This is a genomic window from Rhodoferax lacus, from assembly GCF_003415675.1.
Classification (GTDB): Bacteria; Pseudomonadota; Gammaproteobacteria; order Burkholderiales; family Burkholderiaceae_C; genus Allorhodoferax; species Allorhodoferax lacus.
The window spans coordinates 49,846-75,990 of the sequence record NZ_QFZK01000005.1 but is presented as its reverse complement, the minus strand read 5'-3'; the positions used below and the strand labels follow the sequence as shown (position 1 = coordinate 75,990).

Annotated in this window: 25 protein-coding genes and 1 other RNA gene; 18 read left to right on the top strand and 8 right to left on the bottom strand. The window is 62.0% G+C overall.

All coding sequences use genetic code 11. From position 1 onward, the window contains the following. Positions 1-130: 130 nt before the first annotated feature. The 4 genes from ssrA to ompA all read right to left on the bottom strand — a co-directional run bounded on the left by ssrA (position 131) and on the right by ompA (position 2,638). Positions 131-507: a transfer-messenger RNA gene (ssrA, locus tag DIC66_RS10250) on the bottom strand. 12 nt (positions 508-519) lie between these two features. Further along, complete coding sequence (locus tag DIC66_RS10245; protein ID WP_117177193.1) at positions 520-1,185, bottom strand: HAD-IA family hydrolase; 666 nt, start codon at positions 1,183-1,185, stop codon at positions 520-522. 8 nt (positions 1,186-1,193) lie between these two features. After that, positions 1,194-1,907 (bottom strand): bifunctional 2-polyprenyl-6-hydroxyphenol methylase/3-demethylubiquinol 3-O-methyltransferase UbiG, encoded by a 714-nt coding sequence (ubiG, locus tag DIC66_RS10240; RefSeq protein WP_117176778.1) that lies wholly within the window; start codon positions 1,905-1,907, stop codon positions 1,194-1,196. A gap of 74 nt (positions 1,908-1,981) precedes the next feature. Beyond that, positions 1,982-2,638, bottom strand: a complete 657-nt coding sequence (ompA, locus tag DIC66_RS10235) for an outer membrane protein OmpA (protein ID WP_117176776.1) — start codon at positions 2,636-2,638, stop codon at positions 1,982-1,984. 241 nt (positions 2,639-2,879) lie between these two features. Between ompA and gyrA the strand changes: the two genes are divergently transcribed. The 14 genes from gyrA to nhaD all read left to right on the top strand — a co-directional run bounded on the left by gyrA (position 2,880) and on the right by nhaD (position 18,395). Continuing rightward, on the top strand, positions 2,880-5,531 hold the full coding sequence (gene gyrA, locus DIC66_RS10230) for a DNA gyrase subunit A (protein ID WP_117176774.1): 2,652 nt from the start codon (positions 2,880-2,882) through the stop codon (positions 5,529-5,531). A 16-nt stretch (positions 5,532-5,547) separates the two neighbouring features. After that, positions 5,548-6,675, top strand: coding sequence for a 3-phosphoserine/phosphohydroxythreonine transaminase (serC, locus tag DIC66_RS10225; RefSeq protein WP_117176772.1), 1,128 nt, complete (start codon positions 5,548-5,550; stop codon positions 6,673-6,675). Positions 6,676-6,682: 7 nt separating this feature from the next. Further along, the gene (gene pheA / locus DIC66_RS10220; RefSeq protein ID WP_117176770.1) at positions 6,683-7,765 is read left to right on the top strand and encodes a prephenate dehydratase; all 1,083 of its coding nucleotides are present in this window, start codon (positions 6,683-6,685) and stop codon (positions 7,763-7,765) included. A 23-nt stretch (positions 7,766-7,788) separates the two neighbouring features. Then, on the top strand, positions 7,789-8,664 hold the full coding sequence (locus DIC66_RS10215; RefSeq protein WP_117176768.1) for a prephenate dehydrogenase: 876 nt from the start codon (positions 7,789-7,791) through the stop codon (positions 8,662-8,664). Next, positions 8,664-10,670 (top strand): bifunctional 3-phosphoshikimate 1-carboxyvinyltransferase/cytidylate kinase, encoded by a 2,007-nt coding sequence (locus DIC66_RS10210; RefSeq protein ID WP_117176766.1) that lies wholly within the window; start codon positions 8,664-8,666, stop codon positions 10,668-10,670. Before DIC66_RS10215 ends, DIC66_RS10210 begins: the two co-directional genes overlap by 1 nt. Before the next feature lie 120 nt (positions 10,671-10,790). Further along, positions 10,791-12,470: a 30S ribosomal protein S1 gene (gene rpsA / locus DIC66_RS10205; protein WP_117176764.1), complete on the top strand. Its 1,680-nt coding sequence runs from the start codon at positions 10,791-10,793 to the stop codon at positions 12,468-12,470. Between the two features lie 89 nt (positions 12,471-12,559). Beyond that, a complete protein-coding gene (locus DIC66_RS10200; RefSeq protein WP_117176762.1) occupies positions 12,560-12,883 on the top strand; it encodes an integration host factor subunit beta in 324 nt (107 codons plus the stop codon). 73 nt (positions 12,884-12,956) lie between these two features. Further along, complete coding sequence (locus tag DIC66_RS10195) at positions 12,957-13,277, top strand: LapA family protein (protein ID WP_117176760.1); 321 nt, start codon at positions 12,957-12,959, stop codon at positions 13,275-13,277. Next, entirely contained in the window at positions 13,267-14,424 is a 1,158-nt protein-coding gene (lapB, locus tag DIC66_RS10190) for a lipopolysaccharide assembly protein LapB (protein WP_117176758.1), read from the top strand. Before DIC66_RS10195 ends, lapB begins: the two co-directional genes overlap by 11 nt. Continuing rightward, entirely contained in the window at positions 14,421-15,350 is a 930-nt protein-coding gene (rfaE1, locus tag DIC66_RS10185; protein WP_117176756.1) for a D-glycero-beta-D-manno-heptose-7-phosphate kinase, read from the top strand. Before lapB ends, rfaE1 begins: the two co-directional genes overlap by 4 nt. Continuing rightward, positions 15,347-16,363 (top strand): ADP-glyceromanno-heptose 6-epimerase, encoded by a 1,017-nt coding sequence (gene rfaD / locus DIC66_RS10180; protein WP_117176754.1) that lies wholly within the window; start codon positions 15,347-15,349, stop codon positions 16,361-16,363. The genes rfaE1 and rfaD overlap by 4 nt, the downstream gene beginning before the upstream one ends. Before the next feature lie 7 nt (positions 16,364-16,370). Next, positions 16,371-16,661 (top strand): ComEA family DNA-binding protein, encoded by a 291-nt coding sequence (locus DIC66_RS10175; protein WP_117176752.1) that lies wholly within the window; start codon positions 16,371-16,373, stop codon positions 16,659-16,661. Then, on the top strand, positions 16,661-17,056 hold the full coding sequence (gene crcB, locus DIC66_RS10170) for a fluoride efflux transporter CrcB (RefSeq protein WP_117176750.1): 396 nt from the start codon (positions 16,661-16,663) through the stop codon (positions 17,054-17,056). The genes DIC66_RS10175 and crcB overlap by 1 nt, the downstream gene beginning before the upstream one ends. 55 nt (positions 17,057-17,111) lie before the next feature. Continuing rightward, positions 17,112-18,395, top strand: coding sequence for a sodium:proton antiporter NhaD (nhaD, locus tag DIC66_RS10165; RefSeq protein ID WP_117176748.1), 1,284 nt, complete (start codon positions 17,112-17,114; stop codon positions 18,393-18,395). Between the two features lie 7 nt (positions 18,396-18,402). Here nhaD and dxs read toward each other — a convergent pair whose 3' ends face one another. The 4 genes from dxs to DIC66_RS10145 all read right to left on the bottom strand — a co-directional run bounded on the left by dxs (position 18,403) and on the right by DIC66_RS10145 (position 22,187). Then, the gene (dxs, locus tag DIC66_RS10160; protein ID WP_117177191.1) at positions 18,403-20,289 is read right to left on the bottom strand and encodes a 1-deoxy-D-xylulose-5-phosphate synthase; all 1,887 of its coding nucleotides are present in this window, start codon (positions 20,287-20,289) and stop codon (positions 18,403-18,405) included. Between the two features lie 49 nt (positions 20,290-20,338). Beyond that, complete coding sequence (locus DIC66_RS10155) at positions 20,339-21,292, bottom strand: polyprenyl synthetase family protein (RefSeq protein ID WP_233505868.1); 954 nt, start codon at positions 21,290-21,292, stop codon at positions 20,339-20,341. Next, positions 21,289-21,561, bottom strand: coding sequence for an exodeoxyribonuclease VII small subunit (xseB, locus tag DIC66_RS10150; RefSeq protein ID WP_117176746.1), 273 nt, complete (start codon positions 21,559-21,561; stop codon positions 21,289-21,291). The genes DIC66_RS10155 and xseB overlap by 4 nt, the downstream gene beginning before the upstream one ends. 149 nt (positions 21,562-21,710) lie before the next feature. After that, positions 21,711-22,187: a hypothetical protein gene (locus DIC66_RS10145; RefSeq protein ID WP_117176744.1), complete on the bottom strand. Its 477-nt coding sequence runs from the start codon at positions 22,185-22,187 to the stop codon at positions 21,711-21,713. A gap of 245 nt (positions 22,188-22,432) precedes the next feature. Between DIC66_RS10145 and DIC66_RS10140 the strand changes: the two genes are divergently transcribed. The 4 genes from DIC66_RS10140 to DIC66_RS10125 are packed head-to-tail and all read left to right on the top strand — an operon-like array spanning position 22,433 to position 26,100. Beyond that, the gene (locus DIC66_RS10140) at positions 22,433-23,575 is read left to right on the top strand and encodes an aromatic ring-hydroxylating oxygenase subunit alpha (protein ID WP_420820490.1); all 1,143 of its coding nucleotides are present in this window, start codon (positions 22,433-22,435) and stop codon (positions 23,573-23,575) included. Then, entirely contained in the window at positions 23,575-24,462 is an 888-nt protein-coding gene (locus DIC66_RS10135) for a DMT family transporter (RefSeq protein ID WP_117176742.1), read from the top strand. Before DIC66_RS10140 ends, DIC66_RS10135 begins: the two co-directional genes overlap by 1 nt. 14 nt (positions 24,463-24,476) lie before the next feature. Further along, positions 24,477-25,373, top strand: a complete 897-nt coding sequence (locus tag DIC66_RS10130) for a sulfurtransferase (protein WP_117176740.1) — start codon at positions 24,477-24,479, stop codon at positions 25,371-25,373. Positions 25,374-25,410: 37 nt separating this feature from the next. After that, complete coding sequence (locus DIC66_RS10125; RefSeq protein ID WP_117176738.1) at positions 25,411-26,100, top strand: nucleotide-binding protein; 690 nt, start codon at positions 25,411-25,413, stop codon at positions 26,098-26,100. Positions 26,101-26,145 lie beyond the last annotated feature (45 nt).

Genomic DNA, 26,145 nt, shown 5'->3' with positions numbered 1-26,145 from the left:
ACGGAGCGCCAGCCTTTGAACACGTGCTGGACCTGGTGGAGGATGCCTGTGAGGGGGTTGGTGCGGCACGTGATTTGCCAAAAAAAAAGGCCGCCAGGTGGTGAAACCTGGCGGCCAATATCTGAGGGTATGGTGGAGCTGGCGGGATTTGAACCCGCGTCCGCAAACCTTCTTCGAGCAGTTCTACATGTGTAGCCGTCTGATTTGGATCTCGCTTTTCACATCGCGCAGTGGCACGCTATGCAAATCGCCAGTAACCTATTTTCTCGACCCACCCTAAGTCACCCAAGGCAGGTCCAGCCGAATGAAATTACCCCACAGCCTGGATGGATTGCTCCACCCTTGCCCAGCCTATCGGCTTGCTGTTGTGAGGCTCACGTGCAATTAAGCAGCGAGTGCGAAACGTTCGTCGTTTGCAGTTAGTTTGTTTGAATCTGTTTTACGAGCGCACTCAGCTCGACATGCCCTGCTGCGCGTCCGAATCCACGTCGAAACCAGTGCAGCCCCTCAGTGCCTATTTTAGGCCCGTATCAGCAATTGCAAGAGTGCGTCTGGAGATTTAATCCGGGCGTGTGCACCCCAGGTGGCCGTATCGGCCTTGTCGCCCAGGTAGCCGTAGTCCGCAGCAACCGTGCCCATGCCCGCGGCCAGGCCCGCAACGATGTCGCGTTCGTCGTCACCTACGTAAATGCACCGGGCAGGCTCCAGGCCCAAGCGGCGCGCAGCCTCCAGCAGTGGCGCAGGGTGGGGTTTGGCGTGCGGCGTGGTGTCTCCGCTGATGACCGTGCCGGCGGTATCAAACAGCGGCATTCCACGGGTCAGTGGCTCTGCAAAACGGGCCGACTTGTTGGTTACCACACCCCATTGCAGTCCGGCCAGGCCAATGTTGTGGATCATTTCCGCAACACCGTCAAAGGCGTAGGTGCGCTGGGTCATGCACTGCTCGTAGTTGCTGAAGAACTCTTCCCGCATCGCGTCAAAGAGTGGGTCTTCGGGCGTCATGCCAAAAGCCACCGCCAGCATGCCACGGGCGCCCGACCCTGCCAGGGGCCTGTAGGTGTCCAGCGGCAGGGATGCCATGCCACGGCTGACCCGCATCTGGTCTACCGCTGCCCCGAGGTCAGGGGCGCTGTCTATGAGCGTGCCGTCCAGGTCAAACAGTATGGCGTCAATGTTGGCAAACACGGTCATGTTCAGGCCAGCGGGCGTTGGGTGGCCAGCAGGTAATTTACGCTGGTGTCGCTGTTGAGCCAGTAGCGGCGCGTCAAGGGGTTGTAGCCCATGCCCTTGGTCTGGCGCAGGTCCAGTCCGGCAGCACGGCAGAAGCCGGAAAGCTCGCTGGGCTTGACCATCTTGGCGTACTCGTGGGTGCCGCGCGGCAGCATGTTCAGCAGGTATTCGGCTCCCACGATGGCAAACAGGAAAGACTTGGGGTTGCGGTTCAGCGTGGAGAAAAACACCCACCCACCCGGTTTGACCAGGGTGGCGCAGGCCTGCACGATGGACGATGGATCAGGCACATGCTCCAGCATCTCCATGCAGGTCACCACGTCAAAGCTGCCCGGCGCTTCCTTGGCGAGCGCTTCTGCACTGATCTCGCGGTAGCGGACATTGGGTGTCTCTGCTTCCATTGCATGCAATTGGGCCACTTTGAGTGCCTTGGTGGACAGGTCCACACCCAAGGCGTGGGCGCCTTTGCGTGCCAATGAGTCGGTCAGGATGCCGCCCCCACAGCCGATGTCCAGGGTTTGCAGGCCATCTACCGGGCAAATGCTGTTGATCCAGTCAAGGCGCAGTGGGTTGATCTGATGCAGAGGCCTGAACTCGCTCTCGGTGTCCCACCAGCGGTGGGCGAGGTCCGAAAATTTGGCCAGTTCGGCTGGGTCGGCGTTGACGTGTGTATTCATAACTTCATTATCTCCACGGACGGCATAAAAAAAGCCCGCCAAGGCGGGCTTTTTGGCTAACCGGAAATTCCGGTTTACTTGGCGCGGGTACCAACCACTTCGATCTCAACGCGGCGGTTCTTGGAACGGCCTTCGGCGGTCTTGTTGTCAGCAGCGGGAGACTTTTCGCCCTTGCCTTCGGTGTAAACACGGTTCTTTTCGATGCCCTTGGACACCAGGTAAGCCTTGACAGCTTCGGAACGTGCAACCGACAGTTTCTGGTTGTATTCGTCTTTGCCAACGGAGTCAGTGTGACCCACGGCAATGATAACTTCCAGGCTGATGTCCTTGACCTTGCCAACCAGGTCGTCAAGCTTGGCTTTGCCTTCGGGCTTCAAGACAGCCTTGTCGAAGTCAAAGAATGCATCAGCAGCGTATGTGACCTTGGCAGGTGCAGCAACAACCACTGGAGCAGGCGCAGGTGCAGGTGCGGGAGCGGCAACAGGTGCGGGTGCTGCCATGGGAGCAGGAGCTGCTACGGGTGCAGGAGCCTCAACCTTAGGAGCAATAGCCCCATCGCAGCCAGGGGCTGCAGTTGCCGGGGTCCAGCTGGCATCGCGCCAGCATTCACCGCCGGCGTTTTTCCAGACGTCGCCAGCGGCACTTTTCCAGTTGTGGATTTCTTGAGCGCCAGCCACAGAAGCGAGTGCTGCGGTTGCGATGACGATTGCTACTTTATTGATTAATTTCATGACTTTCCTTTGTGCGGAGCAAACTGCAGCGGCGCTGCGATTAAATAGACAACGCCTCAATAGATATTCTCTATTTCAGGCGTTAGGGTTTATTGTGCCACATCCATAACGCGTTTTGCATGTCCGCCGCCGACGCGGCACTGTAATTTAATTACAGCAAACAACGCACCTGACTGCCATAAATGCAGCTTGGGCTGCCCCGTACAATACAAGGTTGTCCCTGACATAGCCACGAGCCTCCATGACCCAGTTCGCCAAAGAAACCTTGCCCATCAGCCTAGAAGAGGAAATGCGGCGCAGTTACCTCGATTACGCCATGAGCGTGATTGTGGGGCGCGCACTGCCCGATGCGCGGGACGGCCTCAAGCCCGTGCACCGGCGCGTGCTGTTCGCTATGCACGAACTCAACAACGACTGGAACCGGGCTTACAAGAAGTCTGCCCGTATCGTGGGTGACGTGATTGGTAAGTACCACCCGCACGGCGACCAGTCGGTGTATGACACCATTGTCCGCATGGCGCAGGACTTCTCCATGCGCCACATGCTGGTGGATGGCCAGGGCAACTTCGGCTCGGTGGACGGCGACAACGCGGCGGCCATGCGTTACACCGAAATCCGGCTGGCCAAGATCGCCCACGAGCTGCTGGCCGATCTGGACAAGGAAACCGTGGATTTCGGGCCCAACTACGACGGCTCCGAAAAAGAGCCGCTGGTACTGCCCACCCGCATTCCCAATCTGCTGGTCAATGGCTCCGGGGGTATTGCGGTGGGCATGGCCACCAACATCCCGCCGCACAACCTCAACGAAGTGGTGGATGCCTGCCTGCATTTGTTGCGCAACCCGGAAGCCACGATTGATGACCTGATGGACATCATCCCGGCGCCCGATTTCCCCACGGCCGGCATTATTTACGGCATCAACGGCGTCAAGGAAGGCTACCGCACGGGCCGCGGACGCGTGGTGATGCGCGCCAAGTGCCACTTCGAGGACATCGACAAGGGCCAGCGCCAGTCCATCATCGTGGACGAGCTGCCCTACCAGGTCAACAAGAAGACGCTGCAAGAGCGCATGGCCGAACTGGTGCACGAAAAGAAAATCGAGGGCATCAGCCACATCCAGGACGAGTCTGACAAGTCCGGCATGCGCCTGGTGATCGAGCTCAAGCGCGGCGAAGTGCCAGAAGTGGTGCTCAACAACCTGTACAAGCAGACGCAACTGCAGGACACCTTCGGCATCAACATGGTGGCCCTGGTGAACGGCCAGCCCAAGCTGTGCAACCTGAAGGACCTGATCGAGGTCTTCCTGAACCACCGGCGCGAAGTGGTGACACGCCGCACCGTGTTCAACCTGCGCAAGGCGCGCGAGCGCGGCCACGTGCTTGAAGGCCTGGCCGTGGCCCTGGCCAATATCGACGACTTTATTCGCATCATCCGCGAGTCACCCACGCCACCGGTGGCCAAGATCGAGCTGATGAACCGCCCCTGGGACAGCAGCCTGGTGCGCGAGATGCTCACCCGCACCCGCGCCGATGGCGGCGTGATCAACGCCGATGACTACCGCCCCGATGGGCTGGAAAAAGAATACGGCATGGGCGCCGACGGCCTGTACCGCCTGTCCGACACCCAAGCGCAAGAGATTTTGCAGATGCGCCTGCAGCGCCTGACCGGTCTGGAGCAGGACAAGATCGTTGCCGAATACAAAGAGGTGATGGCCGAAATTGAAGACCTGCTGGACATCCTGGCCAAGCCTGAGCGCGTGTCCACCATCATTGGTGACGAGCTGGGCCACGTCAAACACGAGTTCGGCCAGACCAAGCTCGGCGCACGCCGCAGCCTGGTGGAACACAGCTCGTTTGACCTGTCCACCGAAGACCTGATCACCCCCACCGACATGGTGGTGACCATGAGCCACAGCGGCTACATCAAGAGCCAGCCCCTGGGCGAATACCGGGCGCAAAAGCGCGGCGGGCGCGGCAAGCAGGCCACGGCCACCAAGGAAGACGATTGGGTCGACCAGCTGTTTGTGGCCAACACCCATGACTACATCCTGTGCTTCTCCAACCGCGGGCGGCTGTACTGGCTCAAGGTCTGGGAAGTGCCCCAGGGTTCGCGCGGCTCGCGCGGCCGCCCCATCGTCAATATGTTCCCTCTGCAGGAAGGTGAAAAGATCACCGTCGTGCTGCCGCTGACCGGCGAGAAGCGCAGCTTCCCGGCCGACCAGTATGTGTTCATGGGCACCAGCATGGGCACCGTGAAGAAGACGGCGCTGGACGAATTCTCCAACCCGCGCAAGGCCGGCATCATTGCCGTGGACCTGGACGACGGCGACTTCCTGATTGGTGCAGCCCTCACCGATGGCAAGCACGATGTGATGCTGTTCTCGGACGGCGGGAAGGCTGTGCGCTTTGACGAGAACGACGTGCGCCCTATGGGCCGCAACGCCCGCGGCGTGCGCGGCATGATGCTGGATGAGTCGCAAAGCGTGATCGCCATGCTGGTGGCCGAGGACGAGCAACAAAGCGTGCTCACCGCCACTGAAAACGGCTACGGCAAGCGCACCAGCATCACCGAATACACCCGCCACGGCCGTGGCACCAAGGGCATGATTGCCATCCAGCAGTCCGAGCGCAACGGCAAGGTCGTAGCGGCCACCCTGGTGCATGTGGACGACGAAATCATGCTGATCACCGACAAAGGCGTGCTGGTGCGCACCCGCGTATCGGAAATCCGCGAACTCGGCCGCGCTACTCAGGGCGTGACGCTGATCGGCCTGGACGATGGCTCCAAACTCAGCGGTCTGCAACGCATTGTGGAGAACGATGCCCAAGCCGCCGATGGTGCAGAACCTGAAGAGGGTACGGGCGAAGGACAGCCAGGGGACGATGCCGCTTGATGCAGAACAACCTGTAATGAAGCGCCCCTACAACTTCTCCGCCGGACCGGCGGCCATGCCGCAGGAAGTACTGACCCAGGCCGCCGATGAAATGCTGGACTGGCCCGATGCCAGCGGCAAGCGCTGCGGCATGGGCGTGATGGAAATGAGCCACCGGGGACATGAATTTCTGTCCATTTATGCACAGGCTGAGGCCGATTTGCGCGAGCTGTTGGCGGTGCCTGCCAACTTCCAGATCCTGTTCATGCAGGGTGGGGGTTTGGCCGAAAACGCGATTGTTCCGCTGAACCTGAGCGCGCTGAAAAAAGACGCCTCCGGCCGCGGCCGGGCTGACTTTGTGGTGACCGGTAGCTGGAGCGAAAAGTCGCAGCAGGAAGCCGCCAAATACTGTGGCAACCACCTGGCGGCCAGCGGCAAGCCAGAAGGCTTCACCCGCATCCCGGATGCCGGCACCTGGAAGCTCAGTGCAGATGCCAGCTACGTGCACATCTGCAGCAACGAAACCATCAACGGCGTGGAGTTCCATACCCTGCCCGACCTGAAGGCCCTGGGCTCCAAGGCAGAACTGGTGGTGGATTTTTCGTCGCATGTGGCCTCGCGCGGCGTGGACTGGAGCCGTGTGGGCCTGGCCTTTGGTGGTGCGCAGAAGAACCTGGGGCCAGCCGGCTTGACACTGGTGGTGGTGCGTGAGGACTTGCTGGGCCACGCCCTGGCGATCTGCCCCAGTGCCTTCAACTACAAGACCGTGGCCGACAACCAGTCCATGTACAACACCCCCCCCACCTACGCCATCTACGTGGCCGGGCTGGTGTTCCAGTGGCTCAAGCGCCAGGGCGGCATCGCCGCCATGGAGCGCGCCAACATCGCCAAGGCCGAGCTGCTGTACCAGACCATCGACGGCTCTGGCCTGTATTTCAACAAGGTTCACACCGACTGCCGCTCCCGCATGAACGTGCCCTTCTTCCTGCAAGACGAGTCGCTCAATGACGCCTTCCTGGCGGGCGCCAAAGAGGCCGGTCTGCTGCAGCTCAAGGGCCACAAATCGGTAGGCGGCATGCGCGCCAGCATTTACAACGCCATTCCGCTGGAAGGTGTGCAGGCGCTGTGCGCCTACATGCAAGCGTTTGAGCGGTCTCACGGATAAAGCACCCATGGCCAAGACACTTTCCGAATTGCGTGTCCTGATTGACTCGGTCGACCAGGAACTCCTCACCGCCCTGAACCGCCGTGCAGCGCTGGCCAACGAGGTGGGCGAACTCAAGCGCCATGATGGCTCGCCGGTGTTCCGCCCAGAGCGCGAGGCGCAGGTGATTCACGGCCTGCAAAGCGCCAACCAGGGGCCACTGAAGGACTCCAGCCTGGCACTGATCTGGCGTGAAATCATGTCGGCCTGCCGGGCGCTGGAAGCGCCGCAACGCGTGGCCTACCTGGGCCCCAAGGGCACCTACAGCGAAGAGGCGGCATTGCGCTTTTTTGGCTCCAGCATCCAGCATGTGCCCTGCACCAACTTTGACGAAGTGTTTCACGCAGCCACTTCCGGTGCGGCGGAATTCGGCGTCATCCCAGTGGAGAACAGCACGGAGGGCGTGGTCACCCGCTCGCTCGATCTGCTGCTGAACTCGCCGCTGCACATTGTTGGCGAAATCAGCCTGCTGGTACGCCACCACCTGCTGCGCACCCAGGCCTCGCTGGAAGGCATCGAAGTGGTCCTGGCCCACCCCCAGGCCCTGGCGCAATGCCAGCACTGGCTCACCACCCACCTGCCCCATGCCGAGCGCCGCGCCGTATCCAGCAATGCCGAAGGCGCACGCCTGGCCGCTGGCAACCCGGCCTGGGCGGGTATTGCGAGCGAGCGCGCAGGTGCCGAATTTGGCCTGCACATTGCGGCACAGGCCATCCAGGACGAGGCCTTCAACCGCACGCGCTTTGTCATGGTCTGCCTGCCTGCTGTCATGCCCGCGCCAGAGGCTTCGGGCAAGGACTGCACCAGCCTGGTGGTGTCTGTGCCCAACCGGCCGGGCGCCGTGCACGACATGCTGGTGCCACTCAAGCAGCACGGTGTTTCCATGACGCGCTTTGAGTCGCGCCCGGCGCGCTCGGGCCAGTGGGAATACTTCTTCTACATCGACCTGCAGGGCCACCCGTCCGAGCCCCATGTGGCTGCTGCACTGCAGGACTTGCGCGGCATTTGTGCCTTCTACAAGGTCCTGGGTACCTACCCTCTGGCCGATTAACCGTTCTTTGCACAGGAAGCACCATGTTTGAACAACTGGGACTCATAGGATGCGGCCTGATGGGCGGCTCCTTCGCTCTGGCGCTCAAACAGGCCGGGCTGGTCAAGCGCGTGGTGGGCTATAGCAAATCGCCCAGCACTACCGAGCGCGCCCGCCAGATGGGCATCATCGACATCGAAGCGCCGTCGGCCCTGCTGGCTGTGTCCGGCGCTGACATCGTGCTGATTGCCGTACCCGTGTCAGCGACTGAGGCCACTTTCAAAACCATCAAGCACCTGGTCACACCTGACATGCTGATCATGGACGTGGGCTCCACCAAGCGCGATGTGATCGACGCCGCACGCCGTGCCCTGCGCGAACACGTGGGCCTGTTTGTGCCAGCCCACCCGATTGCGGGCAAAGAAGTTTCCGGCATTGAAAATGCCGATGCCGATTTGTATGCCGGCAAGCAGGTCATCCTTACACCCATTGAACGCACCTTGGCGCCGCAATTGCAAAAGGCGCACGAGCTGTGGACACGCCTGGGCTGCAAGGTGCTGACATTGACACCGGAGCAGCACGATGCGTCGTACGCCGCCGTCAGCCATTTGCCGCACCTGATTGCCTTTGCACTGATGAACGCCATAGCGGGCCAGCCCGACGGCAAAAATTACCTGTCACTGGCAGGGCCGGGCTTCAGGGATTTCACGCGCATCGCCGCCAGTGAGCCCAAGGTATGGCGTGACATCCTCTTGTCCAACCGCGAAGAACTGCTGGCCCAAAGCAAGATTTTCCAGCGCAACCTGCAGGCCCTGGAGGTCATGATTTCCAGCGGCAATGCGCAGGCACTTGAAGGCCTGATCGAGCAAGCCAGCATGACGCGCGCCCACTGGAGCATGAACTCCAAGAACAAACCCTGATGTTTTCTACCGAATTCCTAGACCTGCCCCCCTTGGACGCGGCAGCTGGCAGCGTCACCCTGCCGGGCTCCAAGAGTATTTCCAACCGCGTGCTGCTGATGGCCGCTCTGTGCGAAGGTGTCACCACCATCCACGACCTGCTGGACAGCGACGACACCCGCGTCATGCTGTTGGCCCTCAAAACCCTGGGCTGCACCATTGTGCAAACCGGCGCGACTGTTCAGATCACGGGCCTGGGTGGCAAGCTGACTGCGCAACAAGCCAAGCTGTTTTTGGGCAACGCCGGCACCGCCATGCGCCCCCTGACCGCGGCCCTGGCCGTGCTGGGCGGCGACTTTGAGCTCGGCGGCATTCCCCGCATGCACGAGCGCCCCATCGGCGACCTGGTGGACGCACTGCGCCAGCTCGGCTGCCAGATTGACTACCTGGGCAACGACGGTTTCCCGCCGCTGCGCATTGGCACGCCAAAGCTCAGCCTGGACAAACCCATCCCGGTGCGCGGCGATGTGTCCAGCCAATTTTTGACCGCACTTTTGATGGCTTTGCCTTTGGTCGCCCAAAAGGACATCGTCATCGAAGTGGTGGGCGAGCTGATCTCCCGCCCTTACATTGAAATCACCCTGAACCTGCTGGCGCACTTTGGCGTGGACGTGCAGCGTGACGGCTGGCAGCGCTTCACCATTCCAGCAGGCAGCAAACTGCACTCACCCGGCGACCTGCATGTGGAGGCGGATGCATCGAGCGCGAGCTACTTCATCGCGCTGGGCGCGATTGCCGCCAGCGTGGGCGGGCAGTGCGGCATACGGGTCAATGGCGTGGGCGCGGACTCCATACAGGGCGACATCCGCTTCATGGATGCCGCCCGCCTGATGGGCGCCCAGATCGAGAGTGGCCCCAACTGGCTGCATATCAAACGCGGCGCATGGCCCCTGAAGGCCATTACGCTGGATTGCAACCACATACCCGACGCCGCCATGACACTGGCCGTGATGGCCTTGTACGCCGAGGGCACCACCACCCTGAACAACATTGCCAGCTGGCGCGTCAAGGAAACCGACCGCATTGCCGCCATGGCCATCGAGTTGCGCAAGCTCGGCGCCACGGTGGTGGAAGGCGCTGACTTCATCCAGGTCACGCCGCCTGCGGCTGCCGATCAATGGAAAGCCGGCACCATCCACACCTATGACGACCACCGGGTGGCCATGTGCTTCTCGCTGGCGGCCTTCAACCCCGCCGGTCTGCCGGTGCGCATCGAAGACCCCAAGTGCGTGGCCAAGACCTTTCCGGACTATTTCGAGACGCTGTTCTCGGTCGCCCACGCCCCAACCGATGCCATTCCTGTGCTGTGCATGGACGGGCCCACCGCCTCGGGCAAGGGCACTTTGGCGGCCGTGCTGGCAGAACAACTGGGGTACCACTTCCTGGACTCAGGCTCGCTCTACCGCATCACCGGGCTGGCCGCCACACGTGCCGGAATCAGCCTGGATGTCGCCAACCAACAGCGCATTGCCGACCTGCTGCGCGGACTGCCCATCCGCTTTGAGGGCAGCCACATCCTGCTGGATGGCGAGGATGTCAGTGACGCCATACGCACCGAGGAAGCCGGCATGAACGCCTCGCGCGTGTCGGCCTTCCCCATGGTGCGAGAGGCCCTGGTGGACTTCCAGCGCAGCTTTCGCAAGCTGCCAGGCCTGGTGGCTGACGGCCGTGACATGGGCACCATCATTTTCCCGAAAGCGCCGCTCAAGGTGTTCCTCACGGCCAGCGCCGCCTGCCGTGCCGAGCGCCGCTATAAGCAGTTGATTTCAAAGGGAATTCCCGCTACACTCGACAGTCTTCGCGCAGACCTTGAGGCGCGTGATGCACGGGATACCTCCCGCAGCGTCGCGCCCTTGAAGCCCGCAGTCGATGCCAAGCTCCTGGACAACTCCGATTTGACGGTGCAAGCCTCCGTAGAAATCGTTTTGGACTGGTGGCAAGGCAAACAGCCTTTCAGGTCCGCCTGAGAAGCTAACCAGCAAGGCCTCACGGCTTTGCAATTTTGGCCCCCAGCGCTCCTCTCGCGCGACAGCGCACCGGCACTGGGGTTCGATAACTTAACCCCGTAGCTTTTTGCTACAAAACACATGTCAGAATCTTTCGCAGCCCTATTTGAAGAATCCCTGCAACGCTCGGAAATGCGCACCGGTGAAGTCATCACCGCTGAAGTCGTCCGCATCGAGCACAGCTTTGTTGTGGTCAACGCTGGCCTCAAGTCCGAAGCCTACGTGCCAATCGAAGAATTCAAGAGCGACAAGGGCGAGCTCGAAGTCCAAGTGGGAGACTTCGTGTCCGTGGCTATCGACTCCGTGGAAAACGGTTACGGCGACACCATCCTGTCGCGTGACAAGGCCAAGCGTCTGGCTTCCTGGATGAGCCTGGAAAAGGCCCTGGAATCCGGCGAATTCGTCACCGGCACCACCTCCGGCAAGGTCAAGGGCGGCCTGACCGTTCTGGTCAATGGCATCCGCGCCTTCCTGCCTGGCTCGTTGGTCGACACACGTCCTACCAAGGATCTGTCTCCGTACGAAAACAAGACCATGGAATTCAAGGTCATCAAGCTCGACCGCAAGCGCAACAACGTGGTGCTGAGCCGCCGTGCCGTGGTCGAAGCCTCCATGGGCGAAGAGCGCGCCAAGCTGATGCACACCCTCAAAGAAGGTTCTGTGGTGCAAGGCGTGGTCAAGAACATCACCGAATACGGTGCGTTTGTGGACCTGGGCGGTATCGACGGCCTGCTGCACATCACCGACATGGCATGGCGCCGTGTCCGTCACCCCTCTGAAGTGGTGCAAGCCGGTCAGGAAATCACTGCCAAGATTCTCAAGTTTGACACCGAAAAGAACCGTGTCTCTCTGGGTCTGAAGCAAATGGGTGATGACCCTTGGATGGGCGTGAACCGCCGCTACCCCCAAGGCACCCGCATGTTCGGCAAGATCACCAACATCGCCGACTACGGCGCATTTGTGGAACTGGAACCCGGCATCGAAGGCCTGGTTCACGTGTCCGAAATGGACTGGACCAACAAGAACGTTGCTCCCTCGAAGATCGTTGCCCTGGGCGACGAAGTCGAAGTCATGGTTCTGGAAATCGACGAAGACAAGCGCCGTATCTCTCTGGGCATGAAGCAGTGCAAGGCCAACCCTTGGCAAGAATTTGCCCAGAATACCAAGCGCGGCGACCGCGTGAAGGGCCCCATCAAGTCCATCACCGACTTCGGCGTGTTTGTGGGCCTGGCTGCCGGTATCGACGGCCTGGTGCACCTGTCTGACCTGTCCTGGAACGAGTCCGGCGAAGTGGCCGTGCGCGAGTACAAGAAGGGCCAGGAAGTTGAAGCCCTGGTGCTGGCCGTGGACGTGGACCGCGAACGCATCTCCCTGGGTATCAAGCAGCTCGACTCCGATCCGTTCACCACCTTTGTGTCGATCAACGACAAGGGCCAGATCGTGACCGGCAAGGTCAAGACCGTGGATGCCAAGGGCGCTGAAATCGACCTGGGTGAAGACATCATCGGTTACCTGCGCGCCTCGGAAATCAGCCGCGACCGCGTGGAAGATGCCCGCAACGTGCTCAAGGAAGGCGACGAAGTGACCGCTGTGGTGGTGAATGTGGATCGCAAGACCCGCAACATCCAGCTGTCCATCAAAGCCAAGGACATGGCTGACCAAAACGAAGCCATGCAGTCCCTGAGCCAGCAATCGGCCCGTGAAAACGCTGGTACCACCAGCCTGGGCGCCCTGCTGCGCGCAAAACTGGACAACAACTAATCTTTAGTTGCTGAACTGAAAGAACGACCGGCTGCACCTGTGCGCCGGTCGTTTTTTTGTCTACAAGACCCTACCCGAATTTCCCGCCAATGACCCGCTCCGACCTCGTTGAAGAACTGGCCAACCGCTTTGCCCAGCTGACGCACCGCGATGCCGAATTTGCCGTGAAGGCGATTCTGGATGCGATGAACGACGCCCTGGTGCGCGGACACCGGATCGAGATCCGTGGCTTTGGCAGCTTCTCGATCAACCGCCGCCCTCCCCGCATCGGACGCAATCCGCGCAGCGGCGAAAGCGTGGCCATACCCGAAAAGCGCGTGCCCCACTTCAAGCCCGGCAAAGCATTGCGCGAAGCTGTGGACGAGCGCACCGCCGCCATGGACCTGACGGTGGCTGTGAAGGCCAAAGGCTAGTTCCGCAGCAGCGCCGCCCCAAGGCGGGCGATGTCCCAGGCTTGTAGAATCGGGTTCAGCCCCGAGGAGACGCATGAACGCATTCGCATGGCTCTTTAAGTGGTTACTTAAAGCGGCCATTTTTTTTACCCTGTTCGCTTTCGCCCTGAATAACCAGAGCGACGTGACGGTGCGCTTTTTCTTTGGCCAGCAATGGACCGCCCCCATGGTGCTGGTGGTGCTGGGTGCTTTTGCAGCCGGTCTGTTGGTCGGTGTGTTGGGCATGGTGCCGCGCTGGTTGCGCCTGCACCGCAACAAGCCGCCCACCGCTACGCCCAAGCCAGAAACGCCCCCAGCCGGGCCGGCGGTATCGGCAGGCAGTGACTACAGCGACTCGACCATCCATGGAATTTGATTTCAGCCTGCTCCTGCTGGCACTGCCGCTGGTGTTTGTGCTGGGTTGGCTGGCCTCGCGCATGGACTTGCGGCAGCTGCGCATGGAAAACCGCCAGGCACCCAAGGCCTATTTCAAGGGCCTGAACTTTTTGCTCAACGAGCAACAGGACCAGGCCATTGATGCCTTCATCGAAGCGGTGCAGAACGACCCTGACACCTCGGAACTGCACTTTGCCCTGGGCAATCTGTTTCGCCGCCGTGGCGAATACGAGCGTGCCGTGCGGGTACACCAGCACCTGCTCTCGCGCGGTGACCTGGTGGCTGACGACCGCCACCGCGCGCAGCACGCATTGGCTCTGGACTACCTGAAAGCCGGTCTGCTGGACCGTGCCGAAGAAGCCCTGCTCAAGCTCGAAGGCACACGCTTCGAGGCGCAGGCGCGCCTGGCGTTGCTGGCCAACTACGAACGTTCGCGCGACTGGGAACACGCCGCTGGTGTGGCCAAGAAACTTGAAGCCGCCGGCCAAGGCAGTTTTGCCGGCCGCCTGGCGCACTACCTGTGTGAGCAGGCTGCGGCACTGGTTGTGGCCCACAAGCTGGAAGAGGCTTCGGCACTCTTGCAGCAAGCCATTGCCACTGCGCCGCACACTCCCCGCCCGCGCATGGACATGGCAGCCCTGCAGCGCCAACAGGGCCTGCAACAGCAAGCCTGCGCCACCCTGGCCGAGGCCATGCAGCAGGCCCCCGCGGCCACCCCCCTGATCGCCCCGCTGCTGGCAGCCGCTGCCATTGCCGCGCAGTCCATCGCACCGGCCCTGGCACTGCTCAAAACCCGCTACGAAGATGGCAGCTCCATCGATGTGCTGGATGCCATCGTCACCCTGGAAGCCGCCAATGGCGACTCGGCGCTGACGGCGCGCCAGTGGTATGCCCGCCATCTGGAGAAAGAGCCCTCGCTGGTGGCCGCTGCCAAATGGATTGCCGGAGAAAAGCTGGAACATGAACAGTTCCACCCACAGGTGCAACGCGCCCTGGACCACGCCGTCAAGCCGCTCACGCGCTACCGCTGCGCGGCCTGCGGCTTTGAGGCCAAGCGGCACTTCTGGCAATGCCCCGGCTGCCAGGCCTGGGACAGCTACCCTGCCCTACGTGTAGAAGAGTTATGACCATTACAAAAGAACAGATTTCCAAAGCCCGCGTACTGGTCGTGGGCGACGTGATGCTGGACCGCTACTGGTACGGCGCCGTGGACCGCATCAGCCCCGAAGCGCCCGTGCCCGTGGTGCGCGTGACGCGCGAAGAAGAGCGCGCCGGCGGCGCCGCCAATGTGGCGTACAACGTGGTCAGCCTGGGCGCCCAGGGCAGCCTGTTGACGGTGGTGGGCGACGACGAGGCCAGCCACCACCTGGAGGACCTGGTGGCCAAGACCGGCATAGAAACCCACTTTGGCCGCGACGCGGACCTCAAGACCACGGTCAAGCTGCGCGTCATCGGGCGCCAGCAGCAACTCATACGCCTGGACTTCGAAAACACGCCCAAGAACGAAGTGCTGGCCGGGCAAACGGCCACCTTCGAGGCCATTCTGCCGGCCCACAACGCCGTGCTGTTCTCCGACTATGGCAAGGGTGGCCTGGCCCACGTGATCGACATGATTGCGCAGGCACGCGCCCTGAACAAGCCCATCCTGATTGACCCCAAGGGCAGCGACTACACCCGCTACCGCAACGCCACCGTCATCACGCCCAACCGGGCCGAAATGCAACAGGTCATTGGCCAGTGGAGCGATGAGGCCGACCTGCGTACCAAGGCGCACAATCTGCGCGAACACCTGAACCTGGACGCCGTGCTCCTGACCCGCAGCGAAGAGGGCATGACGCTGTTTGACGCCGATGGAGAACTGCACGTCAGCGCCCAGGCCCGCGAGGTGTTTGATGTCACCGGTGCCGGTGACACCGTGATTGCCACCATGGCCACGATGGTGGGTGCGGGCCTGAGCCTGCGCGAAGCCATGCCGCTGGCCAACCGGGCGGGCGGTATTGTGGTGGGCAAGTTTGGAACCGCCACTGTGTCTTATGAGGAGCTTTTTGCATGACCCGCGTTGTAGTAACAGGCGCTGCCGGTTTTATTGGCAGCAACATCATCAAGGGCCTGAATGCCCGCGGCATTGACGACGTCATTGCCGTGGACGACATGACGCAGGGCGACAAGTTCCGCAACCTGGCCGACCTGAAAATCTCCGACTACGTCGATGCCGACGATTTCTACAGCGCCTTTGCCGGCGGCCACTTCGGCCAGGTGGAGGCCGTCTTCCATGAGGGCGCCTGCAGCGACACCATGGAGAGCGACGGCAAGTTCATGATGGGCAACAACTACACCCTGTCGTGGAACCTGTTCCAGGCCTGCCAGAAGCGCGGTGCCCGCCTGCTCTATGCCTCGTCCGCCGCCACCTACGGCGGCTCCGACACCTTCCGTGAAGACCCTGCCTTTGAGCTTCCGCTCAATGTGTATGGCTACTCCAAGCTGCTGTTTGACCAGCGCATGCGCCGCGAATGCGGAGCCCAGTTCGAGCGCACCAAGGCCGGACGCACCCAGCAGGTGGTGGGCTTTCGCTACTTCAACGTCTACGGCCCGCGCGAGCAGCACAAGGGCCGCATGGCCAGCGTGGCCTTTCACCAGTTCCACCAGTTCAAGGCCGAAGGAAAAGTGAAACTGTTTGGCGAATACGGTGGCTATGTGCCCGGCGGCCAATTGCGTGACTTTGTGTTTATCGACGATGTGGTGGCAGTGAACCTGTGGTTCTTTGACAACCCCGCCCAGTGCGGCATCTTCAACTTGGGTTCTGGCCGGGCCCAGCCCTTCAACGATGTGGCCAGCTCGGTGGTCAACACCTTGCGTGCCGCCCAGGGCGAAAGCGCGTTGTCACTCGACGCCATGGTGCAACAGGGCCTGCTGGAATACATCGGCTTCCCGGATGCCTTGCGCGGCAAGTACCAGTGCTTCACCCAGGCCGATTTGTCGGCGCTGCGTGCAACCGGATGCAACCACAGCTTTGTGGACGTGCAGACCGGCGTGGGCAAGTATGTGGAATGGCTGTCCAAGGCCTGAAGCCGCCATGCGCACGCCAAGCCTTGCCATCCTGCTGTGCCTGCTGTCGTTTTCGGCATTGGCACTCGAGGTCAACACGGCCAATGAGGCCGAGCTCGACAGCGTGCGTGGCCTGGGTCCTGCGGCCACGGCACGCATCCTGGACGCGCGTGCACTGGGGCTTTTCAAGGATTGGGCCGACCTGATGCAACGGGTCAAAGGCATCAAGCCCCGCACCGCCACCAAACTGTCCGATGCCGGCCTGACCGTCAACCAGCAACCCTATGTCGTGCCTGAGGCGGGCGCCAAGGTGCCGTAATGGTTGCGGTTCTGGCCATCTGTATAGGCGCCTGTGTGGGCGCCTTGGCGCGCTGGCAGCTGGGGCTGTGGCTCAACCCCACCTTGACGGTAGCTGGCACCGTGCTGCCCATGGGCACGCTGGCGGCCAACCTGATTGGCGGCTACCTGGTGGGCGTGTGCGTGGCCGTGTTCCATGCCGTCCCTGATCTGGACCCGGTCTGGCGCCTGGCGCTGGTCACCGGCTTTCTGGGTGCGCTCACCACCTTCTCCAGTTTCTCGGCCGAGGTGGTCAGCATGCTCATGCAGCAGCGCTACGCACTCGCGCTGATGACCACGTCGGTACACCTGTTTGGCTCTTTGCTGCTGACCATCGCAGGCATGAAGTCCGCTACGGTTTTTCTGCCCGTCCACTGATGCGCACTACTTCACCACACCCTTGTGCGCCCGCGTCCGGTGCGCATTGCCGCCCATGACCACCTGGCTTTCCCTTGTGTTTGTTCTGGCGTATGCCGCGATTGCCCTTGAACATCCACTCAGGATCAACAAATCGGCCTCTGCCCTGATCGGTGCCGGACTGCTGTGGACGGTCTATGGCGTCAACCTGGACAACCCGGCTGTGCTGAACCAGCAATTGGGTGAATCGCTGATGGGCACAGCACAAATCGTTTTCTTCCTGATGGGCGCCATGACGATTGTGGAAGTGATAGACGCCCACAACGGCTTTGAAGTCATCACCTCACGCATACGGACTACCCAACTTTCAGCGCTGATGTGGATGGTGGGGCTGGTGACTTTCTTCCTGAGTGCCGTGCTGGACAACCTGACTACCACCATCGTCATGGTGTCACTGATGAAGCGCCTGCTGTTTGTGCGGGAAGACCGGCTGTTCTTTGCCGGCATCATCGTGATTGCGGCCAATGCGGGGGGTGCCTGGACACCCATTGGCGATGTCACCACCACCATGTTGTGGATAGGTGGTCAGGTGACCGCGGGTGCGATCATGCAAAACGTCTTTCTTCCCTCGATGGTCAACCTGCTGGTGCCCCTGTTGGTGACCAGCCGCCTGCTGGGAGTGCGCCCAGTGGTGGCGCCACCGCAGCGTGATGCCGCGCTGGGCGAGGAGACCAGCGCCCTTGAGCGCAACCTCATGTTCTGCCTGGGCATGGCCATTCTGGTGCTGGTACCGGTGTTCAAGACCTGGACCGGACTGCCTCCCTTCATGGGTATTTTGTTCGGCTTGGGGCTGCTGTGGCTGGTGGGTGACCTGGTACACCGCCAGGAGGAAGAGTTGCGCAAGCAACGCCTGACCCTGGCACGTGCGCTCACCCGCATTGATATGAGTTCAGTGGTGTTCTTTATCGGCATTCTGCTGGCCGTGGCCGTGTTGGAACACAGCCATATCCTGTCAACCATCGCCCAATGGCTGGACCACCATGTGGGCCGACAAGACCTCATTGTGCTCATCATCGGACTGGTCAGTGCCGTGGTGGACAACGTGCCTTTGGTTGCAGCGTCCATGGGCATGTACAGCCTGCAGCAGTATCCTCCCGACAGCTTTTTGTGGGAGTTTATTGCCTACTGCGCGGGCACCGGGGGATCGATTCTGGTCATCGGCTCAGCTGCTGGAGTGACAGCCATGGGCCTGGAGAAAATAGATTTCCTCTGGTATCTGCGCAAGATCAGCGGACTGGCCTTGCTGGGCTATGCGGCCGGTGCCTTGGCCTACATGGCCCAGTACCACCTGCTGCACTGAGCCCGCCTCAGGCCGCCTGCACGTCTGCCTGCAAGAGACTGACAAAACGCTGGCGGATGGAGGCCTCAATGCCTGCCGCATCCAGGCCCTGCAGGGCCAGCAACTTGACCGGGTCGCCGTGCTCGATGAACACGTCCGGCAGGCCCAGTTGCAACACCGGCAACTGCAGGTCGGCGGCCTGCAAGGCCTCCAACACCGCACTGCCGGCACCGCCCATCAAGGCGCCCTCTTCCACGGTCACCAGTGCTTGGTGATCCCGGGCAACGGCGGTGAGCAGTTCCACGTCCAGCGGCTTGACCCAGCGCATGTTCACCACGGTGGCACCCAGGGCCTCGGCCGCCTTGAGCGCCGGGTACAGCATGGTGCCAAAGGCCAGAATGGCAATCGCCTTGCCCTGTTTGCGGATTTCTCCCTTGCCCAGGGGCAAGCCGTCCAGCGATGCGCTGGTGGCCACACCGGCTCCCGCACCACGCGGGTAGCGCACGGCCACCGGATGGTTCTGGGCAAAGGCCGTGCTGAGCAGCTGGCGGCATTCGTTCTCATCGGCCGGGCAGGCCAGGCTCATGTTGGGAATGCAGCGCAAATAGGGAATGTCATAGGCGCCCGCATGGGTGGCACCGTCGGCCCCGACGAGCCCTGCGCGGTCCAGCGCAAACACCACCGGCAGGTTCTGGATGGCGACATCGTGAATCAGCTGGTCGTAGGCGCGCTGCAGAAAGGTGGAGTAAATCGCCACGACCGGCTTGAGGCCCTCAGTGGCCAGACCGGCAGCAAAAGTCACCGCATGCTGCTCGGCAATCCCCACATCAAAGTAGCGCTCGGGAAAGCTCCGCTCAAACTCCACCATGCCCGAGCCCTCGCGCATGGCCGGGGTAATGCCCACCAGGCGCGTATCGGCCGCTGCCATATCGCACAGCCAGTTGCCAAACACCTGGGTGAAGGTGGTGGCACCGGCGATTTGCGGCTTTTGCAGGCCGATGGCCGGATCAAACTTGCCCGGGCCGTGGTAAGCCACCGGGTCGGCCTCGGCCAGTTGGTAGCCCTGGCCTTTTTTGGTGACCACATGCAGGAACTGCGGGCCCTTGAGGTGGCGGATGTTTTCCAGCGTGGGGATCAACGAGTCCAGGTCATGGCCGTCGATGGGGCCTATGTAGTTGAAGCCGAATTTCTCGAACAGCGTGGCGGGTACCACCATGCCCTTGGCCGTCTCCTCGATGCGCTTGGCCAGCTCGAACAACGGGGGCGCGCCCTTCAGCACGGTCTTGCCCACGTTCTTGGCAGCGGCATAGAACTGGCCGCTGAGCAGCTGGGCCAGGTAGCGGTTGAGCGCGCCCACGGGTGGGCTGATGCTCATGTCGTTGTCGTTGAGGATGACCAGCAGATCGCAGTCCGCCACTCCGGCGTTGTTCAGCGCCTCAAAGGCCATGCCGGCGGTCAGCGCACCGTCACCAATGATGGCAATGGCACGCCGCTCCTCACCCTTGATCTTGGAGGCCAGGGCCATGCCCAGCGCGGCCGATATCGAAGTACTGGAGTGGGCCGTGCCAAAGGTATCAAACTCGCTTTCCGTGCGCTGCGGGAAGCCGCTCAGGCCACCGAGTTGTCGCAGGCTGGCCATGCGCTCGCGCCGGCCAGTCAGGATCTTGTGTGGATAGGTCTGGTGGCCCACATCCCACACCAGCCGGTCATCCGGCGTGTTGAACACGTAATGCAGCGCCACCGTCAGTTCCACCGTACCCAGGTTGGAGCTCAGGTGGCCGCCGGTGCGGGCCACGCTGTGCAGCAAGTAGTCCCGCAATTCGGTCGCCAAGGTGTGCAACTGCGGCCGCGAGAGTTTGCGCAGGTCTTCCGGACTGTGAATGGTTTCCAGCAGGGGGTGAGGTGTGTTCGGCATGTAAGTGGTGAGGTTGCGCGGGCGTTCAGGGGACATGGTGAGCATGCGCCTAGTGGGCGCGGTTGACCACCATGTCGGCCAGCGCGGCCAAAGCCCGGGTATTGGCCAGGCCACTGCGCTGCAGGGCCTGGTGTGCCTGGGCCAGAAGATCTTGTGCGTAAGCCTGGCTGGGTGCCAGACCCATCAGGGATACATAGGTGGGCTTGTCGTTGTCGGCGTCCTTGCCGGCAGTCTTGCCCAGGGTGCTGGAATCGGCAATCACATCCAGGATGTCATCCACCACCTGGAAGGCCAGACCCATGGCTGCGCCATAGTCCTGCAGTGCGGCGAGTGCCCGTGCATCGGGCGTGCCGCAGGAGGCGCCCATCATGACGCTGCCCTGCAGCAGGGCACCGGTCTTGAGCTGGTGCATCTCGCGCAGCTCGGCCTCGGTCAGCGTGTGGCCGACGCTGGCCAGGTCAATGGCCTGGCCACCGGCCATACCAGCACTGCCTGCGGCGCGCGCCAGCAGGCTGCACAGGCGGGCCTGCAGCAGGGGCTGGACGGCATCGCCTTCGGGCGTCAAGAGTTCAAAGGCAAGTGCCTGCAAGGCATCCCCCGCGAGCAGGGCGCTGGCCTCGCCAAAGCGCACATGCACGGTGGGCTTGCCACGGCGCAGCACATCGTTGTCCATGCAGGGCATGTCATCGTGCACCAGGGAATAGGCATGTATCAGCTCCACCGCACAGGCCGCACGCAGGGCCGCTTCGGCACACAGGCTGCTGTCAGGCGCCACGGCCTCATGGGCGGCCAGCACCAGCAAGGGCCGCAGGCGCTTGCCGCCGTCCAGCACGGCGTAACGCATGGCTTCCACCAGCGCAGCAGGTGCTGCATGTACGCAACCGGGGCTGACGTCCGCAGTAACCCAGCGCTCCAAAGCACGTTCTACTTGCTCCAGGCGTTTGCTTGACCACGAATCGAGTTGGAAGACCAGCATGTCGTTTGCACCATCAGCCGCCATCATTGCGCCTTCCAGGTTTTCTGCGTGCCATCGTCCAGCACCTTGATCTGGTCTTCGACGGCTTGCAGCCGGTCGCGACAAAACTGCAGCAGGGCAGCACCACGCTGGTAGCCACTGAGCAATTGGTCCAGGGGCATTTCACCCGACTCCAGACGGCGCACCAATGCTTCGAGTTCCTGCGTGGCCTCTTCATAGCTGTGCGGCAGTGCGGCGCCGTCTGGCGCATCCGCAACTGCGGACGGGGTCTGGGAGGGGGCGCTGGCCTTGGGCATGTTTCTTCAGGGATTGGTGGATCGGCAAAGCCGCAGACTGCGATTTTAGGCGCTTGGCACTGCCAGACCCGCAAACAAAAAAACCCGGCCCACAGGGGGCCGGGTTTTTCTATGCCTTGCGGCCGGAACGCACTCGCGTTAGCAACGAATTAACGTGCCTTCTTGGTGGCCTTGGTGGCAGATGCCACAGCAGCCACGCCTTTTTCCAGAGCCGTGTCCAGGGTGGATTCGGCAGTGGAAGCAGCGGCCTTCAGGTTCTTGGCCACATTGGCAAAGGCTTCAGGAGCGGGATGGGCCTTTTCGATGGCGTCCACGCTGGTGTGGAACTGGCCCACGCTGAGCGAAGTGGCGGCCTTGAGGTTCTTGGCGAACAGGGCCATGCCGGCTTCGGCCGAGGCCTTCATCACTTCAAACGCGGCTTGCGGGTCCTTGGCGCCCTTGATGGAGGCCACGGTGTCGGTGATCACGGCCTGTGCTTCCTTGGCCTGGACTTGGGCCAGATCGGCCCAGGCCTTCAGGTTTTCCTGCACGGGCTTGATGGCTTCCTGCATGGCAGCAGGGTTCATTTTCGGAGCGGCTTCCGACATGGTTTTGGCGATGGCTTCAAAGGGAGTGTTCTTGAACATGGTGGATCCTTGGGTTAAAAATTTGTTGCAGTGCAGCAATTATTGATCAGGATGCCCAGCCGTGCCTGTTTGCTGCGTGTTTTAGTTGTGCACGCCTATTTCCGGGCCCAGGCGATTCAGCGATTACAATCAACGCCCAGGCAGCTCTCGAGGTAACTGCCCTTCAAGCCCCTGTCCACAGGGGTTTTTTGTTTCCTTAAAAGGACCGAGTTGTGCAAACCCTGTACAAAAAAATCTCTCCCGTACTGTCTCCCAAGCCAGCCGAAGCTGCCAACAGCAGCTCGCAGCTACCCGTCTCAAGCTACTTTGACACGGCGCTTTATGCGCGGGAGATGCAGCACATCTTCCAGAACGGTCCGCGCTATGTGGGCCACGCCCTGAGCGTCCCCAACCATGGCGACTACCATGCGCTGCCTCAGGAGGGCGAGGGCCGCGCCCTGGTGCGCAATGCCAGCGGCATTGAACTGGTCTCCAATGTCTGCAGGCACCGCCAGGCGGTCATGCTCAAGGGCCGGGGCTCGCTCACCCAAGGGCCTGCTGCGGGCGGCGGCAACATCGTCTGCCCCCTGCACCGCTGGACCTACAGCGGCGTGAACAGCGGCTCGGTACCCGCAGGCACCCTGCTGGGCGCCCCGCACTTTGACCACGACCCCTGCCTGAACCTCAACAACTACAAGCTGCAGGAATGGAACGGCCTGCTGTTCGAGCAAAACGGTGTCGATGTGGCCGCGCAGCTCGCCAACATGGGTCCGCGTGCCGAGCTGAACTTTGATGGCTATGTGCTGGACCGCGTGGAGCTGCACGAGTGCAACTACAACTGGAAGACTTTTATCGAGGTCTACCTGGAGGACTACCACGTGGGCCCCTTCCACCCGGGCCTGGGACAGTTTGTGAGCTGTGACGACCTGCGCTGGGAGTTCAAGGACAACTACTCGGTGCAGACCGTGGGCATTGCCAACCAGCTGGCACGCTCCGGCAGCCCGGTGTACGAGCGCTGGCAAAAGGCCTTGCTGGCCTACCGCAACAATGCACAGCCCCAGTTCGGCGCCATCTGGCTGACCTACTACCCGCACATCATGGTCGAGTGGTATCCGCATGTGCTGACGGTGTCCACCTTGCACCCCATGGGCCCAAACAAGACCATGAACATGGTGGAGTTCTTCTACCCCGAAGAGATTGCTGCCTTCGAGCGCGAGTTCGTCGAAGCCCAGCAGGCCGCCTACATGGAGACCTGCATCGAGGACGACGAAATCGGCGAACGCATGGACGCAGGCCGCGCCGCCTTGCTGGCGCGTGGCGACAACGAAGTCGGGCCCTACCAAAGCCCCATGGAAGACGGCATGCAGCACTTTCACCACTGGTACCGCACGCAGATGGGCAACATCTAGTGCAGGCGCTGTGGATGGTGGTGGCCTCGTTCTTCTTCGCCTTGATGGCGGTGGGGATCAAGTTTGCATCGCACAGCTTTGGCACCTTCGAGCTGGTGTTCTACCGCGGCCTGGTCAGCATCGTTTTCATGGGCATTGTGGTGCGGGCGCGCGGCGCATCCTTGCGCACACCGGTGCCGATGATGCACCTGACACGCAGCGGCGTGGGTGTGGTCTCGCTGGGCTCGTGGTTTTACGCCATTGCCCATTTGCCCCTGGCCACCGCCATGACGCTGAACTACATGAGCGGCGTCTGGGTGGCGGCCTTTATCGTGGGCGGCGCCCTGCTTTACGGCCAGTCTGAAAAGCAGGGTCCGCTGCTGGGCACCGTGCTGCTGGGCTTTGCCGGTGTGGTGCTGACGCTGCGCCCCACCATAGACCACGACCAGTTGTTTGCCGGCGTGGTGGGCCTGCTTTCGGGCATGGGTGCGGCGTTGGCCTATATGCAGGTCACGGCATTGGGCCGGGTGGGCGAGCCCGAAGAGCGCACCGTGTTTTACTTTTCGGTGGGCACCGCACTGGTGGGCATCATCGGCATGCTGGTGACCGACATGACGCCATGGGCCCAGGTGCGCTGGCAGGATGCGGCCTGGGTGGTGCCGATAGGTGTGCTGGCCTCTCTGGGCCAGCTGTGCATGACACGCGCCTACAGCCAGGGTGCCACGCTGGTGGTGGCCAGCATGCAATACGCCGGCATTGTGTTTGCCTCCATCTTCAGCCTGACCCTGTTTGGCGACCACATTGCACCCATGGGCTGGTTGGGCATCGCTATCATCGTAACCAGCGGCGTGCTGGCAACCGCCTTGCGCTCGCGCGCCCTGCCCAACACGCCAGCCGAAGAACACTGAACGGAACCTGTGCAATGACCCAAGACCTTGCCACCCCCAGCACACCCTACACCACCCTGATAACGGCTGCGCAATTGCAGACCCTGCTGGCCAGCAAAACGCCCTGCATGGTGTTTGATTGCAGCTGCGACCTGATGCAGCCCGAGACCGGCCCGGCCCAGTACCAGGAGGCACACATCCCCGGCGCGGTCTACGCCCACCTGGACAACAACCTCAGCGCCAAGGGCGATCGCAGCATCACCGGTGCCGCCTCGGGTGGACGCCACCCGCTGCCCGCGCGCGAAGTCTTCGCAGCATGGCTGGGCCGCATCGGCTTTGCCAACGGCATGCAAGCCGTGGTGTATGACCGCCAAGGCGCCAACTACTGTGGCCGCCTGTGGTGGATGCTCAAGTGGCTGGGTCACGCCAACGTGGCGGTGCTGGACGGCAGCTGGCAGGCCTGGCAAGCCGCCGGTGGCGCCAGCGCCAGCGGTGTGGAGCCCACAGCCGCGGCCTGCAGCTTCCAGATCAGCGAGCCTCTGGTAACGCTGGTGGATGTGGCAACCGTTCTTGCCCATCTGGGCCAACCAGGCCAGCAGATCGTGGATGCCCGGGGCGCACCGCGCTTCCGTGGCGAGGTCGAACCCATAGACCCGGTGGCCGGTCACATCCCCGGTGCCTTGAACCGTCCGTTCAACCAGAACCTGGGGGCCGATGGCCACTTCAAGGACGCCGCCACCTTGCGTGCCGAGTTCACCGCCCTGCTGGGCCAGCGCGACCCGGCCACGGTGGTGCACCACTGCGGCAGTGGCGTAAGCGCCGTGCCCAACATCCTGGCCATGGAGATTGCAGGCCTTGGCCGCACCGCCCTGTTTGCCGGCAGCTGGAGCGAGTGGTGCAGCGACTCCAGCCGTCCGGTGGCGCAGGGCTGAATCCACACCCATCCAACGCCCTTCGAGAAAGCACACCATGAAAAAATTGCTAAGCCTTGTTCTGGCGACCTCGGCACTTCTCTGCCAGACGGCCTTCGCCGCTGACGCGCAGGCGCCATCCAACGGTCTGCTCACCGGCGAGGTACTGGAGAGCCAGGACGCTGTGGGCTACACCTATCTGCGGCTCAAAACCAAAACCGGAGAGACCTGGGCCGCGGTGAACCAGACGGCGGTAAAAAAAGGCGCGGTAGTCACGCTGGAAAATACCATGGTGATGAACAACTTTGAGAGCAAGGCGCTGCACAAGACCTTCCCCTCGATTGTTTTTGGCAGCATCCAGGGCGACGCGAAAGCCGCCAGCAGCCCGCAGGGTGACATAGCCGGCATCAAGCCCGACCTTTCAGTGGTCAGCGTATCCAAAGCCACCGGCGCCAATGCCCACACCGTGGCCGAAGTAGTAGGCGGCGCCAAGACCCTGAAGGACAAGCCCGTGCAGGTGCATGGGAAGGTGGTGAAGTTCAACGCCGGCATCATGGGCAAGAACTGGATCCATCTGCGCGATGGAACCGGCCGCGAAGCCGATGGCAGCAACGATGTTCTGGTCACCACCACGGACAGCACCCAGGTGGGTGCCGTCATCACCGTGAGCGGGACCGTGCACACCGACAAGGATTTTGGCGCGGGCTATGCCTACAAGGTGCTGATCGAAGACGCCAAGTTGAAGTAGCCCGTTGGATGTAGCCGGGGCTGGAAGGCCCCGTCCGGCTTGCAC

Excerpts from the sequence above, each read along its gene's own strand:
- ompA (WP_117176776.1), bottom strand. The coding sequence starts at position 2,638 with ATGAAATTAATCAATAAAGTAGCAATCGTCATCGCAACCGCAGCACTC.
- DIC66_RS10215 (WP_117176768.1), top strand. The coding sequence starts at position 7,789 with ATGTTTGAACAACTGGGACTCATAGGATGCGGCCTGATGGGCGGCTCC.
- gyrA (WP_117176774.1), top strand. The coding sequence starts at position 2,880 with ATGACCCAGTTCGCCAAAGAAACCTTGCCCATCAGCCTAGAAGAGGAA.
- pheA (WP_117176770.1), top strand. The coding sequence starts at position 6,683 with ATGGCCAAGACACTTTCCGAATTGCGTGTCCTGATTGACTCGGTCGAC.
- dxs (WP_117177191.1), bottom strand. The coding sequence starts at position 20,289 with ATGCCGAACACACCTCACCCCCTGCTGGAAACCATTCACAGTCCGGAA.
- rfaE1 (WP_117176756.1), top strand. The coding sequence starts at position 14,421 with ATGACCATTACAAAAGAACAGATTTCCAAAGCCCGCGTACTGGTCGTG.
- DIC66_RS10200 (WP_117176762.1), top strand. The coding sequence starts at position 12,560 with ATGACCCGCTCCGACCTCGTTGAAGAACTGGCCAACCGCTTTGCCCAG.
- xseB (WP_117176746.1), bottom strand. The coding sequence starts at position 21,561 with ATGCCCAAGGCCAGCGCCCCCTCCCAGACCCCGTCCGCAGTTGCGGAT.
- DIC66_RS10175 (WP_117176752.1), top strand. The coding sequence starts at position 16,371 with ATGCGCACGCCAAGCCTTGCCATCCTGCTGTGCCTGCTGTCGTTTTCG.
- serC (WP_117176772.1), top strand. The coding sequence starts at position 5,548 with ATGAAGCGCCCCTACAACTTCTCCGCCGGACCGGCGGCCATGCCGCAG.
- lapB (WP_117176758.1), top strand. The coding sequence starts at position 13,267 with ATGGAATTTGATTTCAGCCTGCTCCTGCTGGCACTGCCGCTGGTGTTT.
- rpsA (WP_117176764.1), top strand. The coding sequence starts at position 10,791 with ATGTCAGAATCTTTCGCAGCCCTATTTGAAGAATCCCTGCAACGCTCG.
- DIC66_RS10130 (WP_117176740.1), top strand. The coding sequence starts at position 24,477 with ATGACCCAAGACCTTGCCACCCCCAGCACACCCTACACCACCCTGATA.
- DIC66_RS10125 (WP_117176738.1), top strand. The coding sequence starts at position 25,411 with ATGAAAAAATTGCTAAGCCTTGTTCTGGCGACCTCGGCACTTCTCTGC.
- DIC66_RS10155 (WP_233505868.1), bottom strand. The coding sequence starts at position 21,292 with ATGATGGCGGCTGATGGTGCAAACGACATGCTGGTCTTCCAACTCGAT.
- crcB (WP_117176750.1), top strand. The coding sequence starts at position 16,661 with ATGGTTGCGGTTCTGGCCATCTGTATAGGCGCCTGTGTGGGCGCCTTG.
- DIC66_RS10195 (WP_117176760.1), top strand. The coding sequence starts at position 12,957 with ATGAACGCATTCGCATGGCTCTTTAAGTGGTTACTTAAAGCGGCCATT.
- nhaD (WP_117176748.1), top strand. The coding sequence starts at position 17,112 with ATGACCACCTGGCTTTCCCTTGTGTTTGTTCTGGCGTATGCCGCGATT.
- DIC66_RS10145 (WP_117176744.1), bottom strand. The coding sequence starts at position 22,187 with ATGTTCAAGAACACTCCCTTTGAAGCCATCGCCAAAACCATGTCGGAA.
- ubiG (WP_117176778.1), bottom strand. The coding sequence starts at position 1,907 with ATGAATACACACGTCAACGCCGACCCAGCCGAACTGGCCAAATTTTCG.
- rfaD (WP_117176754.1), top strand. The coding sequence starts at position 15,347 with ATGACCCGCGTTGTAGTAACAGGCGCTGCCGGTTTTATTGGCAGCAAC.
- DIC66_RS10210 (WP_117176766.1), top strand. The coding sequence starts at position 8,664 with ATGTTTTCTACCGAATTCCTAGACCTGCCCCCCTTGGACGCGGCAGCT.